Origin of the sequence: Achromobacter spanius (assembly GCF_002966795.1) — a bacterium.
In the GTDB taxonomy this organism is placed as follows: Bacteria; Pseudomonadota; Gammaproteobacteria; order Burkholderiales; family Burkholderiaceae_B; genus Achromobacter; species Achromobacter spanius_D.
This window is the reverse complement of sequence record NZ_CP023270.1, coordinates 3,127,229-3,146,956: the sequence shown is the minus strand read 5'-3', so window position 1 is coordinate 3,146,956 and position 19,728 is coordinate 3,127,229. Positions and strand designations below refer to the sequence as shown.

Sequence of the window (19,728 nt, the reverse complement as noted above, 5' to 3'; positions counted from 1 at the left end):
GCCCGCGCTATGTCCAATAAAAGCGATATATTTTCCAACTGACCATCAATAATTTCGATCAAAAACATGCTGCGCGAACTCCAGACTTTCATGGCGGTGGTGCGCTACGGCACCTTTGCAAATGCGGCCGCGCACATCGGCCTGACGCAATCCGCGGTCAGCGCGCAGATCCAGCGATTGGAAGAAGAGCTGGGCTACCCGCTGTTCGATCGGACGGGACGATCCGCCAACCTCAACAGCAACGGACGCGAAGCGCTGGCGATTGCCGAGGAAATGATGGCCGTCTACGGCAAGTTTGGACGGCATGTCAGTACGCCCAAGACGGGCCTGATCCGCGTGGGGTCGATTGCGTCCGCTCAAGTCACGTTCCTGACGGATGCGCTGACCGAGTTCTGGCGTGTCAATCCAGGGTATCGCATCAGACTGGTGCCCGGTCTGTCGCTCAACCTGCTGGGCCAGGTGGATTCCGGCGAGGTCGACATCGCGGTCATGATCAAGCCGCCCTTTGCGCTGCCGGCCGATCTGCGCTGGCGCGTGCTGTTCAATGAGCCCTTCGTGCTGTTGGCGCCGCAAAAGCTGGCGCATCGCGACTGGCTGGATCTGCTGGAGAACGAGGCCTTTATCCGCTATGACCGCGGCTCGTTCGGCGGCCGGCTGGTCGACCAGTTCTTGCGGCGCTCGCGGGTGTCGGTCAAAGAGGCCATTGAACTGGACGAGCTGCAAGCCATCGCCCAACTGGTGCGGCGGGGCGTGGGCGTTGCGCTGCTGCCGCTCAGCAGGGCGCTGACGCTGCCCAGAGGCGTCGTCGCCAAAGACCTGGGCGACGCCACGTTCTTCCGGGAAATCGGCTTGGTCGAGCGCCCGTCCGACAGCCGCCAGCCGATCGCCGCCCTCCTCGCCCAACGGATCGCGGAAGCGGCTGATCGGCTGCGACCGACGCCCTAGACCAGCTCCCGCGCCCGCGCATCGCGCTTGGCCAGGCGCGACAGCAGATGGTCGACCTCGGTCCGCGCCTGATTGGTCAGCGCACTGCCCGGCCGGCGTTGCGCCGCGCTGGTCAGGATGCCCCGGCGCATCATCACGTACTTGCGCACGGCCAGCCCGACACCCGGTTGCTGCTCGTAGCGCAGCAGCGGCAGGTGCGCGTCGAACAGGTCATGGGCCTCTTCGGTCTTGCCCTCGCCTACCCATTTGACGAAGTCGCACAGCATGTCCGGAAAGCAGTATCCGGTATTGGCGCCGTCGGCGCCGCGCGCCATTTCGTAGTCCAGGAACAGGCCGTTGTTGCCGCACAGAATCGAGATGTGCCGCATGGCGCCGTCGGCTTCAAACTTGCGCAGCGCCGAGATCTTTTCCAGGCCGGGCCAGTCTTCGTGCTTGAGCATGACGCACGAAGCCAGATCGGTCACGATCCGCCGGATGACCGTGGGCGCCATCTGCACGGAGAACGTCAGCGGATAGTCCTGCAGCACAAACGGGACGTCGTCGCCAATGGCCTCCACCGCCTGGTGGTAGTAGTTGACGATCTGATCGTCGGTGCGCAAGGTGTTGGGCGGCGCAATCATCACGCCGGCCGCGCCGCGATCCATTACCTCGCGCGTCAGCGAACGCATGGAGGCGAATCCGGGCGCCGAGACGCCCACCACGATGGGAATGCCTTGCGATTTGCCGATCACCTGCGAGGCGATTTCCAGGGATTCCGTGAAGTCCAGTTTGGGCGCTTCGCCCAGTTGGCCCAGTACGGTCAGCCCCGTCGAACCGCACGCCAGGTAGAACTCCATCATGCGGTCGATCGAGGCGTGGTCGACGGAGCCATCGTCAAAGAACGGCGTCGGGGCGATGGGAAACACGCCTTTCGCGTCGGCAGTCAGTTTCATGATCAGTTTTTCCAATGATTTGATTGAGGCAGGCGCGAGGCCTTAGATGCTGGCGATGAGGCCGCCGTCCACGCGGATCGTCGATCCGGTGATGTAGCTGGCCCGTGCGCTGGCCAGGAACGCAACCGCGTCGCCGTATTCCTGCGGATCGCCATAGCGGCCCACCGGGATGGCACTGGTGCTTTCGCGGCTGACGTCCTCGACGCTGCGCCCTTCCCGCTTGGCCCGCGCTTCGTCCAGAAACGAGATGCGCGCCGTCGCGATGCGGCCCGGCAGCACGATGTTCGACGTAATGCCGTCCTTGCCGACTTCGCGTGCCAGGGTCTTCGACCATCCCACCAGCGACATGCGCAGCGCGTTGGAGATACCCAGATTCGGAATCGGCGCAATCACGCCCGACGAGGTGCTGGTGATGATGCGGCCCCACTGCCGTTCCTGCATGCCGGGCAGGATGCGATCGGTCAGCTTGATGACCGACAGCACCATGCCCTCGAAATGTTCGCGCCAAAGATCCGCCTGCTGCCCAAACGACGGCGTGGGCGGCGGACCGCCGGTGTTGTTGACCAGGATATCGATGGAACCGACATTGGCTTCGATCCACGCCACCTGGCTGTCAAAGGCATCCAACGCGCGCAGATCCCATTGCAGCGCGACGGCGGACTGGCCCTGGGCCTTGATGCCGTCGGCAGTGGCCGTCGCGGCGTCCAGGTTCAAATCGGCCACGACGACCTTGGCGCCCTCGCGCGCCAGCGACTGAGCAATCGCGCTGCCCAGGCCACCGCCGCCGCCCAACACCAGCGCCGTCTTGTCTTTGATACCCAAATCCATCTTTACCTCCGTACGAAAAAAGGCGTGATCGGCCAGAACCGAAGTCTGGCCGCCCTATCTTGAGCGCGTCGCGCCACCCAGCGCCTGATGGATCGCAAGGTGCGCCCTGTAGATGACATTCTCTTGCCAAAGCCCGTTGCGGAAAAACGGAAAATTGTTGGATAGATCATTCGCTTTATGAATGAACTGCTTCAGCTCGGGCTTGATCTCTACGGCGCAGAATCTGCGGTCCTGGACAAGTCCGCTATATTGAGGGCCATTTATTTCATGCACGAATTGAATGAACCCGCGCCGCCTGACCCCCTCCATGTCCCTGCTATTGGCCTTCGAAGCCAGCGCCCGCCACCTGAGTTTTACGCGTGCCGCCGCCGAGTTGGCGCTTACGCAAAGCGCGGTCAGCCGGCAGGTGCAGGCGCTGGAAGATCTTCTGGAAGTGGCGCTGTTTCGCCGTGAGAAGCGGCGGATCGTACTGACCGAGGCGGGCCGGGGCTACCAGAAGGAGTTGGCTGCCGCCCTGCAGCGCATCCGCAGCGCCTCACTCCAGGCCATCTCGCACCGCACCGGCCGCGGCGCCTTCCACCTGGCCGCTTTGCCCACGTTTACGGCAAAGTGGCTGATGCCCAGGCTGCACCGCTTCTATGCTCGCCATCCCGGCGTCCTGGTTCACCTGCATTCCCGCGTGACACGTTTCGACCTGGACCTGGCCGGCATCGACGCCGTCATCGCCGTGGGCGATGGCGACTGGCCGGGATTGGTCCCGCATCGGCTGATGAACGAACAAGTCATCCCCGTCATCAGCCCCGAAATCGTCGGGCGCCAGACCATTCGCAAACCCGCCGACCTCGCCCAGCACGTGCTGCTGCAAGTCGCGGCCCGACCGGCCGTATGGCAACGCTGGTTTGAGGCCCACGGCCTGCCCGTGCGCACCATGCGCTGGGGCGCGCAGTTCGAGCTGACCACGCACCTGATCCAGGCCGTTGCGTCGGGACTGGGCGTTGGGCTGTTGCCGACCTTTCTGGTGGAGGACGAATTACGGCAAGGCCTGCTGGCGCCGGCACTTGATGAGGAATTCAGTACCGGCGCGGGGTATTTCTTTCTGGCATCGCCGGACAAACTGGCCATTCCTGCTGTCGCCGCTTTCCGGGATTGGCTGCTGGATGAAAGCGCGGCGGGTGTCTGACACCGAGGTCGCCGCCTTATCCGGCATCTGCATTCCCAACTATTCAATAATTCAACAATCGTTGTATTATTCGCCGCATGAACGAAGATCACGCCGTCCTCGCCCTTGCCGCCTTGGCCCATGCCCAACGCCTGCGCGTGTTCCGCGCCCTGGTCGTTGCCGGCCCTGAAGGCCTGACTCCCAGCGTGCTTGCCGACCAGCTCGCCGTGGCCCGCAATACGTTGTCATTCCATCTCAAAGAGTTGGCGCATGCCGGACTGGTCTCCATCGAGCAGCAAGGCCGCAACCTGATCTACCGCGCTGACTTTTCGCGCATGAACGGTCTGCTGGGCTATCTGACCGAACACTGCTGCGCAGGTGCACCTTGCGCAGTCACCGATGGCGATGCGTGCGAGTCCTGCTGAACCAGCGAACCTCTCCTGCCGCCCTTCTATCCCGCCGCCCTTCTTTTCTGCAACCCGCGTCCACGCACCGGCAGACTGAAATCCCCGCACCCGCCTTCCCTGTAGAAAGCCCATGTCCTCCACCGCACCCGCCGCACTCGCGCCGCCCCAGCGCCCGTCCATGAGCGCCTTCGAGCGCTATCTCACCTTGTGGGTCGTTCTGTGCATTGTCCTGGGCGTCGCCTTGGGCCAGGCAGCCCCCAGCGTTTTCCAGGCCATCGGCCGCATGGAAGTCGCCCAGGTCAACCTGCCGGTCGGCATTTTGATCTGGGTGATGATCATCCCGATGCTGCTGAAGGTGGACTTTGGCTCACTGGGCCAGGTCAGGCAGCACTGGCGCGGCATCGGCGTGACCTTGTTCATCAATTGGGCCGTCAAACCGTTCTCCATGGCCTTTCTAGGCTGGCTGTTCATCCGCCACGTTTTCTCCGCATGGCTGCCCGCCGACCAGCTCGACAGCTACATTGCCGGCCTCATTCTGCTGGCCGCGGCTCCTTGCACCGCGATGGTGTTCGTCTGGAGCCGGCTGACGGGCGGCGATCCAGTCTTCACGCTATCCCAGGTCGCGCTCAACGACACGATCATGGTGTTTGCCTTCGCACCGGTCGTCGGACTGCTGCTCGGCCTGTCGGCCATCAGCGTGCCGTGGGACACCTTGCTCGTTTCGGTGGGGCTGTACATCGTGGTGCCGGTCGTCCTGGCCCAGGTGTGGCGCCGTGCGTTGCTGCGACGCGGGCAGGCGGCATTCGACGCCGCATTGGCGCGAATCGGTCCGTTCTCGATGGCTGCCCTGCTGCTGACGCTGGTGCTGCTATTCGCGTTCCAGGGCGAAGCCATCATCGGCCAACCCCTGGTGATTGCAATGCTCGCCGTGCCCATTCTCATCCAGGTGTTCTTCAATTCCGGCCTGGCCTACTGGCTCAATCGCCGCGTCGGCGAAAAGCACAACATTGCGTGCCCGTCCGCGCTGATTGGCGCGTCCAATTTCTTCGAACTCGCCGTCGCCGCCGCGATCAGCCTCTTCGGCTTCCAGTCCGGCGCAGCGCTGGCCACCGTGGTCGGCGTACTGATCGAGGTGCCGGTCATGCTGCTCGTCGTGCGGATCGTGAATCGAAGCAAGGACTGGTACGAAGCCGGCGCCGCGCGCACTTGACGCTGCGTCGCCTTGCCGGCGGCATGGATTTTTCATTCAACACCGACTGGGCATGCCATGAGTTCGATCACGATCTATCACAACCCAGCTTGCGGAACCTCCCGCAATGTCCTTGCGCTCATTCGCAACAGCGGCGAGGAACCCATCATCGTCGAGTACTTGCAGACGCCTCCCAACGCCGCAACGCTGAAGTCGCTGATCGCCGCCATGGGCACGCCGGTGCGTGACGTGCTTCGGCAAAAGGGCACGCCATACGACGAACTGGGATTAGCGGATACAGCATGGACCGATGAGCAACTGATCGGTTTCATGCTCCAACACCCGATCCTCATCAATCGCCCCATCGTGGTGACGCCGTTGGGCACCCGCCTTTGCCGTCCGTCGGAAGCGGTCCTGGACATTCTGCCTTCGGCACAACAAGGCGCCTTCAACAAGGAAGACGGCGAGCCGGTGATCGACGCGAATGGTGATCGAGTCGAGGGTGTTTAGTCGCAGGTGTCCGACACCCATGACAGATGATCAGCAACTTGTGGCGGCGTCTCAGAGGGTGTCAGACACTAAGGTCAGCGATCGATCCGTAAGACTGATTCAGGTGTCAGACACCAACGTCGGCGCGATTACCGCGGTCGACGACGCCCCACCGCCCCGATGCCGATTGCCGCCGCCCGGGCCGCAGCAATTCGGCGGCCCCGCAGATCTCCTGCCCTGACCACAGGTCTTGCAGCGCCCCAAACCAAAGACCCTAGCAGCACGGTGACCGCGGCGTCGGGCGACCTACGGAGACTACCCCCGCCGCACCGCCCTTCTCCGCCACCACAGCCACAACCCGCTGATCCCCACCGTACCCAACCCAAGCCCCAGCAGTGCCACGACCGTCTCACCCGCCACTCCGCCAAGTTCCCCCGTATGCAACGGATAGATCACCGAGTTGATCCGCGTGCCCAGATCCAGCTCATTCCAGCGGTGCGCCGCCAGGACTCTGCCGTCGCGAGGGTCCAACCATACGGTGGAGCGCCCGTTGGGATGCGGATCGTCGGGGACACGCATCCGGATGGCCATGGGACGATCGCGGTGCGGCGTGTAGAGAACGAAGCCGATCTCGCCATCCGGAATTTCGGCCTGAGCCGCCGCAGCAAGGGCATCCAGAGACGGCGGCAGAAGCGTCCCGGCCTGCATCGGCGGCATCCCGGTTGGCGGCCGAGCCGTTCCTGACTCAAACGCCGCCGACCCTGCCGCCAGCCCCGCCAACATCGGCGCCACCACGCGAGCCTGCCCGCTGGCCGCCGTGATCCACCCACCGATCGGACGCCACGCCAGATAAGCCCCCGTCGCCACCGACACCGCCAAGAAAGCCGCCAGAATCGCCCCGCCTTGCCGATGGACATCAAACAACGCCCGCAACGTTCCCTTATCGAACACCATGCGCAGCGACGGCGGCCACTTCCGCGGCCACCAGATCACCAACCCGGAAGCCATCAACACCAGATACGCCAACGCGACCCACGCCAGTACCGCCTTGCCCGTCTGCCCCAACATCAACGCGCTGTGCAACTGGTACAGGACCGCGACGACGCCTTCGTCCTCCGCCCGCCTGCCCTGCTCCCGGCCAGTCGACGGATCCAGATAGACCGTGCCCCGCCAAGCCGCGCGCACCCGCACCTGCAACGTATCACCCGCCCGACGGGGCGGATCGAACGTCAACGACGCATCCGGCCCAAACGTTGCCGCCAGATTGCGCCGCACCGTCTCCAGTGGCACGGCCCCATCATTCGGCATGCTCTCAGCTACGAAATAGGCCGGATGCAACAGCCGATCCAGCGGCCGCGCGACCACGAGCAAGCCCCCCGTCACCCCTGACAGGATCAGGATCCCGCCCAAGACGAGCGCCACCCAGCGATGGCAGACCAGCCAGACGCGCCGAGGCATCAATAAGCCAATCGCGCTTGCAGGTAGACCATACGCGGCGCGCCCACCATGCGGCCACCGTTCGTGTCGACATTCCGCGTGTAATAGCGGCGGTCAAACAGATTGTTCACCCCCACCGCCACTTCGCTGCCGCGCCATTGCGGCACCTTGTACGCCAGTTGCGTATTCCAGACGCTGAATCCCGGCACACGCCCGTTCGTCGCGTCCGCATTCTCATGCCCGGTGTTCGCGGTGTCCGAGTATTGGCTGCTTTGTGCCGTGGTGAACAGGTTGAACGTCCAGTTGTTGCGCGTATAACGGCCGCCCACCGTGCCGGTCTGCCGCGAATAGAACGGCACGTCGTTGCCTTCGAACTCCCCCGATTTCTGGATGGCGCGCACGTACGTGTAGTTGGCGTAGACGTTCAGGCCGGCAAGCGGACCCGACCGGTCGAAGTCGTAGTCGATGGCGAATTCAACCCCGTTGTGCGTCGTCGCGCCCAGATTGCGGAAGACCGCCGGGTTCGTTCCGGGAATCGACAGGATCTGGTTGTCGAAACGCAGATCGAACACCGTGAACTCCGTGTGCAGTTGCTCGCCCGTGTAGCGCAGACCGGCCTCGACCGTCTTCGCAATCTCGGGGTTCAGCGGATTGGTCGCCGACATCGAGTTGAGCTGCGTGTACTGCACCGCACCGAACGACGTGTTGTAGTTGGTGTAGAGCGTCAGCGCGTCACTGACCAGATACGCCACGTTCAGCGACGGCAGCCCGCGGCTGTTGCGCATGTCGAACGGCGTGTCGTTGGCGGTGCCGTTGGGCTGGCGGTGCGTCTCGATGCGCTCGTAGCGCACGCCCGGCGTGATGCGCCAGTTGCCATAGGCGATGCGGTCGTCCAGGTAAACGGAGTGCGCTTCGGTTTCGTTGTCGAACACCTGCTGAACGCCCACGCGCTGGCCGGTCGTCAGCGACTCGGAATAGCGCCGGTCCTGGCCCGTTTCGTGGACGTACCGGTAGCCGATGGTCACGTCGTGCGTCGTCGGCCCCCATTCGATGCGCTGCGTGTAGCGCGGTTCGATGCCCAGGACCTGGTTGTTGCGCGGCTGGTAGTCGTTCCGGTTTGCGGCGGGATTGATCAGCGAACTCTGGCGCGAGCTGTCGTAGTGATAGACGCGCGCCTCGAACTCCTGCGTGTCGGATATCGAGTTCAGGTAGCCGATATCGACCTGGTCCCGCTGCCCCTTCCAGTAGTCGGTCGGGTGCGTGTTCTGGAAGGGATCATCGCGATACTGGGCGACGGTCAGGCCACCGGGCGTCATGGATTTGACGTCGTAATGCGCGAACTTGCCGTAGATCTCTGACGTGGGCGTCAGCGCAAAGCGCCATTTCAACGCCACGTCGTTGTAGCGATCGTCGCTGCCGTCGCGCCATTGCTCGCCGTCCATGCCCGAATACATCAGCGCCACGCCCAGGCCGTTGTCGAACTGCGTGCCCAGAAAGCCGGTGTATTGGGTATTGGTGCCGCCGTGGCTGAAGATGTTGTAGCGGGCCGAGGCTTCGGCGGTCAGGCCCGGCGTGTTGGGAATCGCGCGGGTCTTGAAGTTGATGACGCCGCCCACGTTCTGCGGACCATACCGCACAGCGCCGCCGCCGCGCACCACGTCGATGGCCTCAATGTTGCCCAGGCTGGTCGGCGACATCACCAGGTTCGGTTGCCCATACGGCGCCATCGCCATTGGGATTCCGTCCAGCAGCATCGTCGTGCGGAACGAGTTGCGGGGGTTCAAGCCCCGGATGCCGACATGCAGGCCCACCGAACTGCCCGTGGCGCTGGTGCTGCCGCTGATCTGCACGCCGGGCACGCGGCGCAGCGCGTCCGCCACGCTGGTGGCGCCGCTGTTCTGGATTTCGTCGCGCCGCAGCAGCGTGCGCGCGCCGCCGAAGGTCTGCACGCTGTTCTCAAGCCCGGTGCCCAGCCAGTCGCCGCTGACCTGGATGGACTCCAGCGTGCTGGCGCTGGCGGCGGGCTCGGCGGCCTGTGCCGACGGCTTAACGGACGGCGCCGCCGCGCGCACGACGAAGCCCTGCCCGCCTTGAGCCGCCGCGACCAAGCCCGTGCCAGCCAGCAGCTTGGCCAGACCGGCATCCACCGCATAGTTGCCGTTCAACCCCTGCGTCATCAGTCCGCTGGTGTCTTCCGGACGGAACGACACCGTGATGCCGCCCGCCTTGGCGAAGGCGGAAAGCGCCTGGTCCAGCGGACCCGCCGGAATGCGATAGTCCTGCGCGCCGGCTTGCTGCACCGGTTGGGCAACTGCGGACGACGACGCGCCAAAAGCGGCGGTCAGGCTCAGGCTCAGTGCGGCCAGGCGCAGGACGCGCGCTGCGGCGCGCGCGGGCGATGAGTTTTGAAGTGCCACGTGTTCACATCCCGTTCAGGTCATCAATGCGCGGTATGCCGGATGAGCCGGGACAAAAGGGACACGCAGGGAGCGGTTCAGTTGTAAATAAGTGAAACGGCGCAACGGGGCTTATCTAGCCAGCGTCACCCAGTACGAAGTCCGCGTCGTCACGCGCAGATCCAGGGTGTTGGCCACGACAGCCAGCAGCGCATCCGTGTCCTGCAGACGAAACACCCCGGACACACGCAGACTCGCGACAGCCGGATCGCAACGCACCACGCCGCGCCGGTAGCGGGACACTTCGGCCAGCAATGCATCCAGGCGCATGTTGTCGGCCTCGATCACGCCGCGCGTCCACCCCGGCGCCGCGCCGGACCGCTGCGGCGTGTCCGCCAGAAGGTCGCCTCGCAGGAAGGCCTGCGCCGTAAAGCGCACGGACTCTCCCGCGTTGAAGACCCGCGTCGATCCCCCATTCGCCAGCGTGACGGCGACCCGATGCTCAAGCACCGTCAATTCGGTCATGGCCTCGCGGCCGTCCAGTTGCCTGACCACGAACCTCGTGCCCAGGGCTTGCAGACGGCCCTGAGGCGTCTGGACATAAAACGGCCGAGCCGCCTTGTCGGCCGCCGTGCGCACATAGACTTCGCCGCCGCGCAATTGCACCACGCGAGCCGCGTCGGAATACCGCACGTCCATGCCGGTATCGGTATTCAGCAACACCTGGCTGCCGTCGGCCAGCACCAGATCCTGGTTTTCGCCCACCGCCGTACGATATTCGCCCGCCTGCCGGTGGTTGACGCGGTATCCCAGCCATGCCGCAGCCGGCGCCGCAAAACCCACAGCCGCCAACGTGCGCAGCACCGTGCGCCGGCTGACCCGCGCCTCGCGCGTCAGCAACGGCACCCCCAGCGCGGCCGGCACGGCCTTGAAGTGTTGGGTCAGACGTTGCGCGCGCTGCCAGGCGAGCTCGCGGTCTGGACTGCCGGCACGCCAACGTTCGAAAGCGGCGTGATCGGCAGGCCCTGCCTCACCCGAGTGCAGCCGCACCAGCCAGCGCGCAGCCTCGCGGATGATCGCGGCGTCCAGGGGTTTGGATTCGGCGGCGGCCATGGAATCAATGCTCCAGCAAGGTCAGGCAGACCTCGAACCCCTGGGCCATGTACCGCTTCACCGTGCGGTCGCTGAGCCCGGTACGCGCCGCGATCTCGGCGTACGTCAGGCCTTCCAGTTGCGACAGCACGAACACTTCCCGCGCTTGCGGCGCCAGATCGGCCAGCATGCGGTCCAGTTGCTGCAGCGCCTGCTGCACGCCCAGCAGCATTTCTGGCGACGCCTCCATCTCGGGCGGAATCGCGGCAACGGCCTGCAGCCAGGCGCGCTCGAGCGATCGGCGGCGCCAGTGATCGTTCAGCAGACCGCGGGCGATGGTCGTCAGATAGGCGCGCGGCTGCCGCAGCGTGCGGACTTCTTCGGGATTGCGCAGGACGCGCAGAAAGGTGTCGTGCGCGAAATCCGAGGCCTCGTCGCCATGACCGAGCTGACGCCGCCACCATTGGCAGAGCCATTCATAATGGGTTTCGCAGAGAAGCTGGAGCGGCTGGAGGGGGTTGGACATGCTCAAACGCCCCGGCAAGCAGCGCGATGACACGGAAAAGCCGCCCGGCCGGAGTGTGGTCAGGCGGCGAGAACCGCCAAATGATACCAAGAATTGTTCGCAACAGGTGTTGCGGCACTGCGTCACCCGCCCTCATGCCACTGTCGCCGGGATCTCGGCTGCCGCTACAGCGAGGCAGCCCGCGAGGCCAGCTTGCGGTTGCCCTCGCTGTTGGGCTTGAGACCCATGCGCTCGGCGGTCAGCACCTTTGCCAAGGACCGAGCGCCGTCGCGCAGCGCCGCCTCGACCAGCGTCAACGCCAGGACGTCTCGCTGGGCGTGGCTGCCGCCGAACCGGTGCGCGATGAGGCGCACATCGCGCAACAGATCCACGGTCAGCCCGTAGTCTTCCCGGGCGAATGCCACCAGCGCGTGCGCCACCGGCAGCCCCACGTCGCGCGTCATCATGGCGTTGGTGCCGGCGCCTTGCGCGGCGGCTTCCATGGCCTCGATGAGCGATTGCGCCGCGTCGTCGTCGCCGGCGCCCAGGTAAGCCATCAAGGCATGCACGTCGTTGAAGGCGTAGTAACCCGTGCCGCCGCGCGCCTTCCACACCTCGGCAAGCTGCTGCCACCGCCAACCGACATCGATCCCGCGCAGCAACAGGCGCCAAAGCATGGCCGACGCGTCGATAAGGTCCAGCACCTGCCCGGTGGACGTTTCGCGCAACCGGTCGTCGTACATGGCGAGCACTTCGGCGATCTCCTCGCGGTCCAGATGAAACAGGGCCAGGTGCCACCAGTTGTGGATGGACAGCATGTTGTCGCTGGACCAGTCGTCGCGGCGGCCAGTCAGCCAGGCGATGCCTTCGTCCACCCTGCCCTGCATTTCCAGGACGTGTGCCACCGCGTGCACGGCCCAGGGGTCGCGCGGGTTCAGGTCCAGCGCGCGCCGGCCCTGGGCTTCGGCCGCGCTGTAGAGATTGGTCTCTTCCAGCCCGAAGGCGTGCATGCCCAGGACGTATCCGTAGTCGGGCATCTTGCAGTTCCAGGCGGGCAGGATGCCGGCCACGCGGTCGCGCAGCATGGCCGAGCGACCGAGCAGGAAGTCGCCGATATGGCCAACCTGCAGCGCCAGTGTGTCGTGGGGATAGTCGGCCAGGATGTCGGCATAGCGTCGCAGCGCGGTAGAGAAATTGCCATCCAGCCAGGCGCGCGCCGCGGCAGTGTGCCGCCTTTCGCGCTCGTTGGCGATGTCGACGAGTGCTTCGGCGGCCTCGACGCTTTCGCGCATCAGTGGTTCGACGCATTGGTCGCTGGCGGTAATCATCATGCCCGCGCGCAGCAGGTGGCCCATGACGAAAACGGGATCCTCGGCCAGTGCCTTGTCGATGACGCCCAAGGGGTCGCCGTAGTAGCCGTGAAAGAGGCTTTGCGCCTGCTCGTAGGCGGCCATCGACGCCGGATCATCGCTGGAAACGGGATTGCCCCGTACATCGCTCAGCGCCATGGTGATCTCCCAAAGGGCCGGCCCGCGACGGGCTTCAGAAATATAAGCATGGATGCCGCGCGCCGGCAAAACGCAACTGCGCTAGTGCGACTGCACCGGGCATGCGGGCATGGGAAGACGAGCAATCGAATCTCGTTGACATGCGGGAAAGGAAGATGAAAAGTATTGCAGTTCAAATCCCGCGGACTGCGCGTCCCGGACGGCGCGTTTCAGACTACGCGTCCGATTGAACACCCCCAAGTACGTAGGCCAATGTGAACCGCACGGTTTGCAGCTTCGTGCGGTTGATTTCACTCTCACACAGCGGAGTTGAAAATGGCAACCAAACGAACCCTCACTTGCGGTGCCGCGGCGCTTTTCCTGGCCGGAGCGGCAATCTGTGCCCCCGCTTCCGCGCAGGATCAGCGCAAACCCAACATCATCCTGCTTGTCTCCGACGACACCGGCCTCGGCGATCTCGGTCCGTATGGCGGCGGCATCGGCCGCGGCATGCCAACGCCCAATATCGACCGGCTCTCTTCCGAAGGCATGACCTTCTTTTCGTTCTACGCGCAGCCCAGCTGCACGCCCGGCCGCGCCGCCATGCAGACCGGCCGCATCCCCAATCGCAGCGGCATGACCACCGTGGCTTTTCAAGGCCAGGGCGGCGGCTTGCCGGCGGCCGAGTGGACGCTCGGTTCGGTCCTGAAAACCGCCGGCTACAAGACGTTCTTCACAGGTAAATGGCACCTGGGCGAAGCGGACTACGCCCTGCCCAACGCCCAGGGCTACGACGAGATGAAGTACGCGGGCCTCTATCACCTGAATGCCTACACCTACGCGGATCCCACGTGGTTTCCGGACATGCCCGCCGACGTGCGCGAAATGTTCCAGCGGGTCACCAAGGGCGCGTTGTCCGGCAACGCCGGTGAAAAACCGCGCGAGGAATTCAAGATCAACGGCCAGTATGTCGACACGCCCATGGTCAATGGCCGTGAAGGCGTCGTCGGGATTCCGTTCTTTGACCGCTACGTCGAAAAGGCCTCGCTGGACTATCTGGACCGGAACGCCAAGTCCGAGCAGCCGTTCTTCATGAGCATCAACTTCATGAAGGTGCACCAGCCCAACATGCCGGATCCGGACTACATCCATAAGTCGATGTCCAAGAGCAAGTACGCGGACTCGGTCGTGGAGCTGGACGCACGCATCGGCCGCATCATGGACAAGATCCGCGAGCTGGGCCTGGACAAGAACACGCTGGTGTTCTACACGACGGACAACGGCGCCTGGCAGGACGTCTATCCCGATGCGGGCTACACGCCGTTGCGTGGCACCAAAGGCACGGTGCGCGAAGGCGGCAACCGGGTTCCCGCGATTGCGTGGATGCCGGGCAAGATCGCTGCGGGCGCCAAGGACCACAGCCTGGTGGGCGGCCTGGACCTGATGGCGACGTTTGCCGCGGTGGCGGGCGTGAAGCTGCCCACGAACGACCGCGAGAACAAGCCGATCATCTTCGACAGCTATGACATGTCTCCCGTCCTGTTCGGCACCGGCAAGTGCGACCGCAAGTCGTGGTTCTACTTCACCGAGAACGAACTGTCGCCGGGCGCGGTGCGCGTCGCCAATTACAAGGCGGTGTTCAATCTGCGCGGCGACGATGGCGCGGTGACCGGCGGGCTTGCCGTGGACACGAACCTGGGCTGGAAAGGCCCGGAGTCCTATGTCGCGACGGTGCCGCAGGTGTTCGACCTGTGGGCCGACCCGCAGGAGCGTTACGACATCTTCATGAGCAACGTCACCGAACGGACCTGGACGATGGTCATGATCAACGACGCCGTCGCGCCGCTGATGAAGACGTATATCGACTACCCGCCCCGCAAGATGCAAAGCGAAGGCTATGACGGGCCGATGACCTTGTCCGGTTACGAGCGGTTCCAGTACATCCGCGATAGCCTGGCCAAAGACGGTTTCAAGCTTTCCCTTCCCACCGGAAACTGATGCCGAAACGCTGCGGTTCACCTGATTCAGGTGAACCGCACGGATGCGGGACCCGTCCGGGCAGGCGGCTTGCTGCTATCGGCGGATGGACGCGCCAGTTCCATCCCGGCAAGCTTGCCCCCTGCCAGCTTGCCACCCGCCAGCTGTTACCTGCCTGTAGGAGGTCTCATGTGGGAACCCAGCGAACGCTATCCCGATCCCGCCATCGAGGTGCTGGATCCCCGTTTCCTCAAGATCCGGCTCACCAACGCCGGGGTTGAACGGCTGGCCACGGGCGTGCGGTATGGCGAGGGCCCGGTGTGGTTCGGGGACGGCAGGTGCCTGATCTGGAGCGACATTCCCAACAACCGCCTCTTGCGGTGGGACGAGGAAACGGGTGCGGTATCGGTGCACCGCCAGCCGTCCGGGTATGTGAACGGCAACACGCGCGACCGTCAGGGCCGGCTCATCAGTTGCGAACATGGCGAGCGGCGTGTGGTGCGAACCGAGTACGACGGCACGCTGACGGTGCTGGCCGACCGGTTCGAGGGCAAGCGCCTGAATGCGCCGAATGACGTGGTGGTGCGCCGGGATGGATCGATATGGTTCTCGGATCCGGTATTCGGCATTCTGAGCAACTACGAAGGTTTCAAGGCCGATCCGGAACTTCCGACGCACGTCTATCGGCTGGACCCCGGCACGGGACAGCTACAGGTCGTGGTCCGGGGCATCCACAATCCCAACGGCTTGTGTTTTTCGCCGGACGAACGGCTGCTGTACGTGGTCGACAACGGATCGTCGCCGAACCGCATCCTGGTCTACGCCGTGCAGGATGACGGCACGCTGGACGACGGGCGCCCCTTTGTCGAAGCGAACTTTGACGCGATTCCGGACGGCATACGCTGCGATACCGAGGGTAATCTTTGGGCCGGCTGGGGACCGGGATCGGCGCTGAGCGGCGTAATGGTCTTTGCACCCGATGCCACCGCGATCGGCCGCATCGCCCTGCCCGACCGCTGCGCCAACCTGTGCTTCGGCGGCGCGCGCCGCAACCGGCTGTTCATGGTGACCGGGCAATGCCTGTTCGCGCTGTATGTAAATGCGCAGGGTGTCGCGTACTGCTGAACCGGAAGTTATAAAAAACCGATCCAGCGTCCCGCCACCAGACAACCCAGCCACAGCGCCAGCGACGCGCCCGCCTGCACACGAAGCCTGCCCGTGGGCGGCCCGCCGCTTTCGACGCCGCCCCACGCACGGCCGCGGTGCACGAGCCAGGCATTGGCTGCGCCGGCCGCCAGAAGCGCCATCTTTACCAGGAACGCGGGATTATCCAGATATTCCAGCGGACGCACCGAAAACAGCAACGCGCCCGTCAGCACCGCCAAAGCCAGTCCCGTCGCGGCGGTGCGCGCCAGCACGGGCGCCAGGACGGCCAGCGAGGTCGGCCTCAGGATGCCGAGCAGGCGCAGATCCAGCGGCACGATGGACCCGATCAACAGACCGATGGCGCCAATATGCGCGGCGTTGACCAGCAGATAAAGGACGCCGGACCGGCGCAACCACAGCGCCGGCGGCACGGATTCAAGCTGTTCGAGCGCAAGCCGCAGCAGTTCGGGCATCCGGCGCGGGTGCTCAGGGTTTCTTGATGCGGCTTGGGTAGATGTCGTAGGTCTTGCCGCCCACCGTCACCTGCACGGCCTTCATGCGTTTGGCCGCGGCGTCCTGGTCCCGGTTGCCGACGGCGGTGATCGCATCGCCGGGCTTGGCGGACCCTTCGATGAAACCGGCTTCCTTCGTCTGGCTGGGGTTGCCCAGCTCGACGGTCCATACGCCGTCCTTGGCCCGCACCTTTAGCGTGGGGTGCGGCGGCGCGATCTGCACCTGTTCGACCGTGCCCTGCAACGTGATCTGTTCGGATTCCGCCCATGACCAGCCGTGGTGCGCCATGGCGGCGGGGGCGACGCCGCCGAGGGCGGTCATCGCCAGGGCGGCGATCAACGCGCGTTGAGAAAGCTTCATGTCGATGCTCCTGAAGTTGCGGTGGCGTGTCGGCCGCCCGCGAGGCAGCGGCGCGGGCGTGAGCGCGGGAAAAAACAGGATAGCAGCGGGTTTGAGCGGTCGGTGTGAATTTATTTGGCGGGCGGCGGCGGATAAAACGTCGGCTCGTTGCTGAGAATTCACTTTTAAGACTTCACTTTAAGTAATGCTTCTGTGGCTACAAATACTGGCTTATTAATCAATGCTTTAACTACTACTCATAATGTATGGCTTTAGCAAAAAAATGCGCCTGGCATCGATCGCACGAGGCTGATTCACCCAGGAAAACCCTGCGGAACTTTCCCCATTCCGTAACGGTCGCTTTATGTTCAGGCAATTGTCAGCATATGCCGACATTTGCCTTTAGCTCGACTCCGCGCGTCCACCCCCGGGAGAATTGCATGTCATTGCTCCGCTCGCGTTTCCTCGCGAATCTGCCCTCCACCTCCACCGCGCGCCCCCCTGATCTTCCGGCCTTCCACGGCCCTTCCCTGCCTGCCGATCCATGTCCATGGCGCACGCAACCATGAGCGCCGTTTCTGACACCGTGGACAACCGGGCGCCCACCGGCCTGTCCGTCATGGACGCAACCATGGTGCTGGTGGGCGTCGTCATCGGCATCGGCATCTTCGGTTTCCCTCCCCTCGTCGCGCAGCACGCCCATTCAGAGGCCATGTACATAGGTCTGTGGTGCGCGGGCGGGCTCGTCATGCTGGTGGGCGCGCTTTGCTATGCGGAACTGGGTTCGGCGTATCCCGGCGCCGGCGGCGAATACCTGTATCTGACCCGGGCATGGGGCGCCCGCGTCGGGCTGATGTTTGCGTGGGCACGCTGCTCCGTCATCCAGACCGGCGCAATCGCGGTCGTGGCCTTCATTTACGGGGACTACGCGAACCAGCTATTGCCGCTCGGCGCGCAGGGACCCGCCATGCATGCGGCCATCTCGGTGGTCGTACTGACGGGCCTGAACTTGATCGGCACCCGCTATTCCAAGCGGATGCAATGGGTCTTTACCGTGCTGACGGTGATCGCCCTGGCCGCCGTGCTGATCGCGTGCCTGACGGCCTCGGGCGGCGAGGCGCTCAAGACCCAGGACCCCGTGCCGCTGTCGGGCAATACCGCGGGCCTGCTGGGCATGGGCATGGTGTTCGTCCTGTTGACCTATGGGGGATGGAACGAAGCCGCGTATCTCAGCGGCGAACTGCGCGACCCCGGGCGCAACATGAGCCGGGTGCTGCTGATTGGCACGGCGGTGGTCACCGGCGCCTATGTGCTGACCAACATCGCCTTGCTGGAGATCTTTGGCCTGCAGGGACTGCGGGACACGCCCGCGCTGGGCGCCGAGGTGATGCAGCTTGCGGCCGGCCCCTATGCCGCGGCACTGCTCAGCCTGACCATTTGCGCCACCGCACTCAGCACCATCAACGGCACCATCATTACCGGCGCGCGGGTGTACTACGCATTGGGCCGCGACGTGCCGCGACTGCAAGCGCTGGCCGGATGGAGCGCCCGTAATGAGTCGCCGGTCAGTGCCCTGATCGTCCAGGGCGTGATCACATTGGCGCTGGTGGCGCTGGGCGCTTTCAGCCAGAACAGCGTGCAGACGATGGTGGCGTACACCGCGCCCGTGTTCTGGCTTTTCATGATGCTGGTGGCCGCGTCCGTCTGGCGGCTGCGCCGTCTGGATCCTGATCGCCCCCGGCCCTTCCGCGTGCCGCTCTTTCCGCTGCCTCCCCTGCTGCTGACGCTGACGTGCGCCGGGCTGGTGGTTTCCAGCGCCATGTATGCCGGTGCGGGCGCCCTGATCGGGCTGGCCGTGCTGGCAGCCGGCGTGCCCTTGATGTGGCTGCTCAAACCCGCGCAGGCCGCCGGCTAACTGGTTCGTCCCCGTCCCTCCCCCGTCCAAGGAACCTCACCATGCAACGCTCCAACGCACGAAATTACGCATCTTCCAAAACCGCTACTCAGGTCGTCACCCCGCGCCTGCGCCTCGCGATGCTGGCGTCGGCGATGGCGTTCACGCTGCTGGGCGCCTCCGCCGCCATGGCGCAAACCGCTGCGGCGCCCGCCAAGGCTGGCGAACAAAAGGCCTATGTGCCCGACGTCGGCCAGGAAGGCAAGGACGTCATCTGGGTCCCCACGCCGCAAAGCCTCGTGGACAAGATGCTCGACATGGCCAAGGTCACGCCCAAGGACCGGCTGATGGACCTGGGTTCGGGCGATGGCCGCACGGTCATCACGGCCGCGCAACGCGGCCTGACCGCGCAAGGCATCGAATACAACCCCGACCTGGTCGCGCTGTCGCAGCAGAACGCCAAGCGCGCCGGCGTGGCCGACCGTGCCACCTTCGTGGCGCAGGATCTCTTCACCACCGATCTGTCCCAGGCCGATGTGATCACGATGTTCCTCTTGTCCACCATCAACGAGAAACTGCGGCCCAAGCTTCTGGAACTGCCGGCCGGCACGCGGGTTGTGTCCAATACCTTCCGCATGGGCGACTGGGAGCCGGACGCGTCCGAGACTGTCACCGAGAACTGCCAGACCTATTGCACGGCGCTCCTGTGGATCGTGCCGGCCAAGGTTCAGGGCAAATGGGATATGGGCGGAGAGACGCTGCAGCTCGATCAGCACTACCAGGTGCTGTCCGGCAAACTGGGATCCGTGCCGATCTCGGACGCCCGGCTGGATGGCACTTCGATCACCTTCACCGCCAACGGCGTGCGCTATGCGGGCGTCGTGAACGGCCGCACCATGAGCGGCAGCGCCGCCGGCAAGGGAGAATGGCGGGCCAAGCGGAGCTGATTCCTTCTTTTGGCGTGGTGCGCGGCGCGGCTTTGAACGGCCACGC

18 protein-coding genes are annotated in these 19,728 nt (G+C 64.7%); 9 read left to right on the top strand and 9 right to left on the bottom strand.

Features of this window, described 5'->3' with window-relative positions; translation table 11 throughout:
• Positions 1-66 precede the first annotated feature (66 nt).
• On the top strand, positions 67-945 hold the full coding sequence (locus CLM73_RS14060; RefSeq protein WP_105238951.1) for a LysR family transcriptional regulator: 879 nt from the start codon (positions 67-69) through the stop codon (positions 943-945).
• Here the strand turns inward: CLM73_RS14060 and CLM73_RS14055 are convergent.
• Positions 942-1,877 carry a dihydrodipicolinate synthase family protein gene (locus tag CLM73_RS14055; protein ID WP_105241521.1) on the bottom strand — a complete coding sequence of 312 codons (936 nt, stop codon included), beginning with the start codon at positions 1,875-1,877 and terminating at the stop codon, positions 942-944. The two genes, CLM73_RS14060 and CLM73_RS14055, sit on opposite strands and share 4 nt — an antisense overlap.
• Positions 1,878-1,919: 42 nt before the next feature.
• Positions 1,920-2,705 (bottom strand): SDR family oxidoreductase, encoded by a 786-nt coding sequence (locus CLM73_RS14050; RefSeq protein WP_105238950.1) that lies wholly within the window; start codon positions 2,703-2,705, stop codon positions 1,920-1,922.
• A 280-nt stretch (positions 2,706-2,985) separates the two neighbouring features.
• Between CLM73_RS14050 and CLM73_RS14040 the strand changes: the two genes are divergently transcribed.
• From CLM73_RS14040 to arsC, 4 genes are all read left to right on the top strand, one after another.
• Positions 2,986-3,885, top strand: coding sequence for a LysR substrate-binding domain-containing protein (locus CLM73_RS14040; protein WP_105238948.1), 900 nt, complete (start codon positions 2,986-2,988; stop codon positions 3,883-3,885).
• Between the two features lie 77 nt (positions 3,886-3,962).
• Complete coding sequence (locus tag CLM73_RS14035; RefSeq protein ID WP_105238947.1) at positions 3,963-4,289, top strand: ArsR/SmtB family transcription factor; 327 nt, start codon at positions 3,963-3,965, stop codon at positions 4,287-4,289.
• A 112-nt stretch (positions 4,290-4,401) separates the two neighbouring features.
• Positions 4,402-5,481: an ACR3 family arsenite efflux transporter gene (arsB, locus tag CLM73_RS14030; protein WP_105238946.1), complete on the top strand. Its 1,080-nt coding sequence runs from the start codon at positions 4,402-4,404 to the stop codon at positions 5,479-5,481.
• 57 nt (positions 5,482-5,538) lie between these two features.
• On the top strand, positions 5,539-5,970 hold the full coding sequence (arsC, locus tag CLM73_RS14025) for an arsenate reductase (glutaredoxin) (protein WP_105238945.1): 432 nt from the start codon (positions 5,539-5,541) through the stop codon (positions 5,968-5,970).
• Between the two features lie 294 nt (positions 5,971-6,264).
• Here arsC and CLM73_RS14020 read toward each other — a convergent pair whose 3' ends face one another.
• From CLM73_RS14020 to CLM73_RS14000, 5 genes are all read right to left on the bottom strand, one after another.
• Positions 6,265-7,407 (bottom strand): PepSY-associated TM helix domain-containing protein, encoded by a 1,143-nt coding sequence (locus CLM73_RS14020; protein WP_105238944.1) that lies wholly within the window; start codon positions 7,405-7,407, stop codon positions 6,265-6,267.
• Positions 7,407-9,803, bottom strand: a complete 2,397-nt coding sequence (locus CLM73_RS14015) for a TonB-dependent siderophore receptor (protein WP_105238943.1) — start codon at positions 9,801-9,803, stop codon at positions 7,407-7,409. The genes CLM73_RS14020 and CLM73_RS14015 overlap by 1 nt, the downstream gene beginning before the upstream one ends.
• Before the next feature lie 111 nt (positions 9,804-9,914).
• Positions 9,915-10,895, bottom strand: a complete 981-nt coding sequence (locus tag CLM73_RS14010; RefSeq protein ID WP_105238942.1) for a FecR domain-containing protein — start codon at positions 10,893-10,895, stop codon at positions 9,915-9,917.
• 4 nt (positions 10,896-10,899) lie between these two features.
• The gene (locus CLM73_RS14005; RefSeq protein WP_105238941.1) at positions 10,900-11,400 is read right to left on the bottom strand and encodes a sigma-70 family RNA polymerase sigma factor; all 501 of its coding nucleotides are present in this window, start codon (positions 11,398-11,400) and stop codon (positions 10,900-10,902) included.
• Positions 11,401-11,564: 164 nt separating this feature from the next.
• On the bottom strand, positions 11,565-12,887 hold the full coding sequence (locus tag CLM73_RS14000) for a tetratricopeptide repeat protein (RefSeq protein WP_105238940.1): 1,323 nt from the start codon (positions 12,885-12,887) through the stop codon (positions 11,565-11,567).
• 315 nt (positions 12,888-13,202) lie between these two features.
• Here CLM73_RS14000 and CLM73_RS13995 point away from each other — a divergent pair, with 315 nt between their 5' ends.
• Together CLM73_RS13995 and CLM73_RS13990 are read left to right on the top strand one after the other, a co-directional pair.
• Positions 13,203-14,864: an arylsulfatase gene (locus tag CLM73_RS13995; RefSeq protein WP_105238939.1), complete on the top strand. Its 1,662-nt coding sequence runs from the start codon at positions 13,203-13,205 to the stop codon at positions 14,862-14,864.
• Positions 14,865-15,032: 168 nt separating this feature from the next.
• A complete protein-coding gene (locus CLM73_RS13990) occupies positions 15,033-15,968 on the top strand; it encodes an SMP-30/gluconolactonase/LRE family protein (protein WP_105238938.1) in 936 nt (311 codons plus the stop codon).
• An 8-nt stretch (positions 15,969-15,976) separates the two neighbouring features.
• Here CLM73_RS13990 and CLM73_RS13985 read toward each other — a convergent pair whose 3' ends face one another.
• Both CLM73_RS13985 and CLM73_RS13980 read right to left on the bottom strand, forming a co-directional pair.
• On the bottom strand, positions 15,977-16,462 hold the full coding sequence (locus tag CLM73_RS13985) for a DUF6644 family protein (protein WP_105238937.1): 486 nt from the start codon (positions 16,460-16,462) through the stop codon (positions 15,977-15,979).
• Positions 16,463-16,475: 13 nt separating this feature from the next.
• Positions 16,476-16,862, bottom strand: coding sequence for a DUF6152 family protein (locus CLM73_RS13980; RefSeq protein WP_105238936.1), 387 nt, complete (start codon positions 16,860-16,862; stop codon positions 16,476-16,478).
• 544 nt (positions 16,863-17,406) lie between these two features.
• Between CLM73_RS13980 and CLM73_RS13975 the strand changes: the two genes are divergently transcribed.
• Entirely contained in the window at positions 17,407-18,756 is a 1,350-nt protein-coding gene (locus CLM73_RS13975) for an APC family permease (RefSeq protein WP_199778300.1), read from the top strand.
• Between the two features lie 41 nt (positions 18,757-18,797).
• Entirely contained in the window at positions 18,798-19,682 is an 885-nt protein-coding gene (locus CLM73_RS13970; RefSeq protein ID WP_105238935.1) for an SAM-dependent methyltransferase, read from the top strand.
• Positions 19,683-19,728 lie beyond the last annotated feature (46 nt).

Bases quoted from the DNA above. Each gene is read 5' to 3' on its own strand.
- CLM73_RS13980 (WP_105238936.1), bottom strand. From the start codon at position 16,862: ATGAAGCTTTCTCAACGCGCGTTGATCGCCGCCCTGGCGATGACCGCC.
- CLM73_RS13995 (WP_105238939.1), top strand. From the start codon at position 13,203: ATGGCAACCAAACGAACCCTCACTTGCGGTGCCGCGGCGCTTTTCCTG.
- CLM73_RS14020 (WP_105238944.1), bottom strand. From the start codon at position 7,407: ATGCCTCGGCGCGTCTGGCTGGTCTGCCATCGCTGGGTGGCGCTCGTC.
- CLM73_RS14060 (WP_105238951.1), top strand. From the start codon at position 67: ATGCTGCGCGAACTCCAGACTTTCATGGCGGTGGTGCGCTACGGCACC.
- arsB (WP_105238946.1), top strand. From the start codon at position 4,402: ATGTCCTCCACCGCACCCGCCGCACTCGCGCCGCCCCAGCGCCCGTCC.
- arsC (WP_105238945.1), top strand. From the start codon at position 5,539: ATGAGTTCGATCACGATCTATCACAACCCAGCTTGCGGAACCTCCCGC.
- CLM73_RS14010 (WP_105238942.1), bottom strand. From the start codon at position 10,895: ATGGCCGCCGCCGAATCCAAACCCCTGGACGCCGCGATCATCCGCGAG.
- CLM73_RS14005 (WP_105238941.1), bottom strand. From the start codon at position 11,400: ATGTCCAACCCCCTCCAGCCGCTCCAGCTTCTCTGCGAAACCCATTAT.
- CLM73_RS13990 (WP_105238938.1), top strand. From the start codon at position 15,033: ATGTGGGAACCCAGCGAACGCTATCCCGATCCCGCCATCGAGGTGCTG.
- CLM73_RS13970 (WP_105238935.1), top strand. From the start codon at position 18,798: ATGCAACGCTCCAACGCACGAAATTACGCATCTTCCAAAACCGCTACT.
- CLM73_RS14055 (WP_105241521.1), bottom strand. From the start codon at position 1,877: ATGAAACTGACTGCCGACGCGAAAGGCGTGTTTCCCATCGCCCCGACG.
- CLM73_RS14000 (WP_105238940.1), bottom strand. From the start codon at position 12,887: ATGGCGCTGAGCGATGTACGGGGCAATCCCGTTTCCAGCGATGATCCG.
- CLM73_RS14050 (WP_105238950.1), bottom strand. From the start codon at position 2,705: ATGGATTTGGGTATCAAAGACAAGACGGCGCTGGTGTTGGGCGGCGGC.
- CLM73_RS14040 (WP_105238948.1), top strand. From the start codon at position 2,986: ATGAACCCGCGCCGCCTGACCCCCTCCATGTCCCTGCTATTGGCCTTC.
- CLM73_RS14035 (WP_105238947.1), top strand. From the start codon at position 3,963: ATGAACGAAGATCACGCCGTCCTCGCCCTTGCCGCCTTGGCCCATGCC.
- CLM73_RS13985 (WP_105238937.1), bottom strand. From the start codon at position 16,462: ATGCCCGAACTGCTGCGGCTTGCGCTCGAACAGCTTGAATCCGTGCCG.
- CLM73_RS13975 (WP_199778300.1), top strand. From the start codon at position 17,407: ATGAGCGCCGTTTCTGACACCGTGGACAACCGGGCGCCCACCGGCCTG.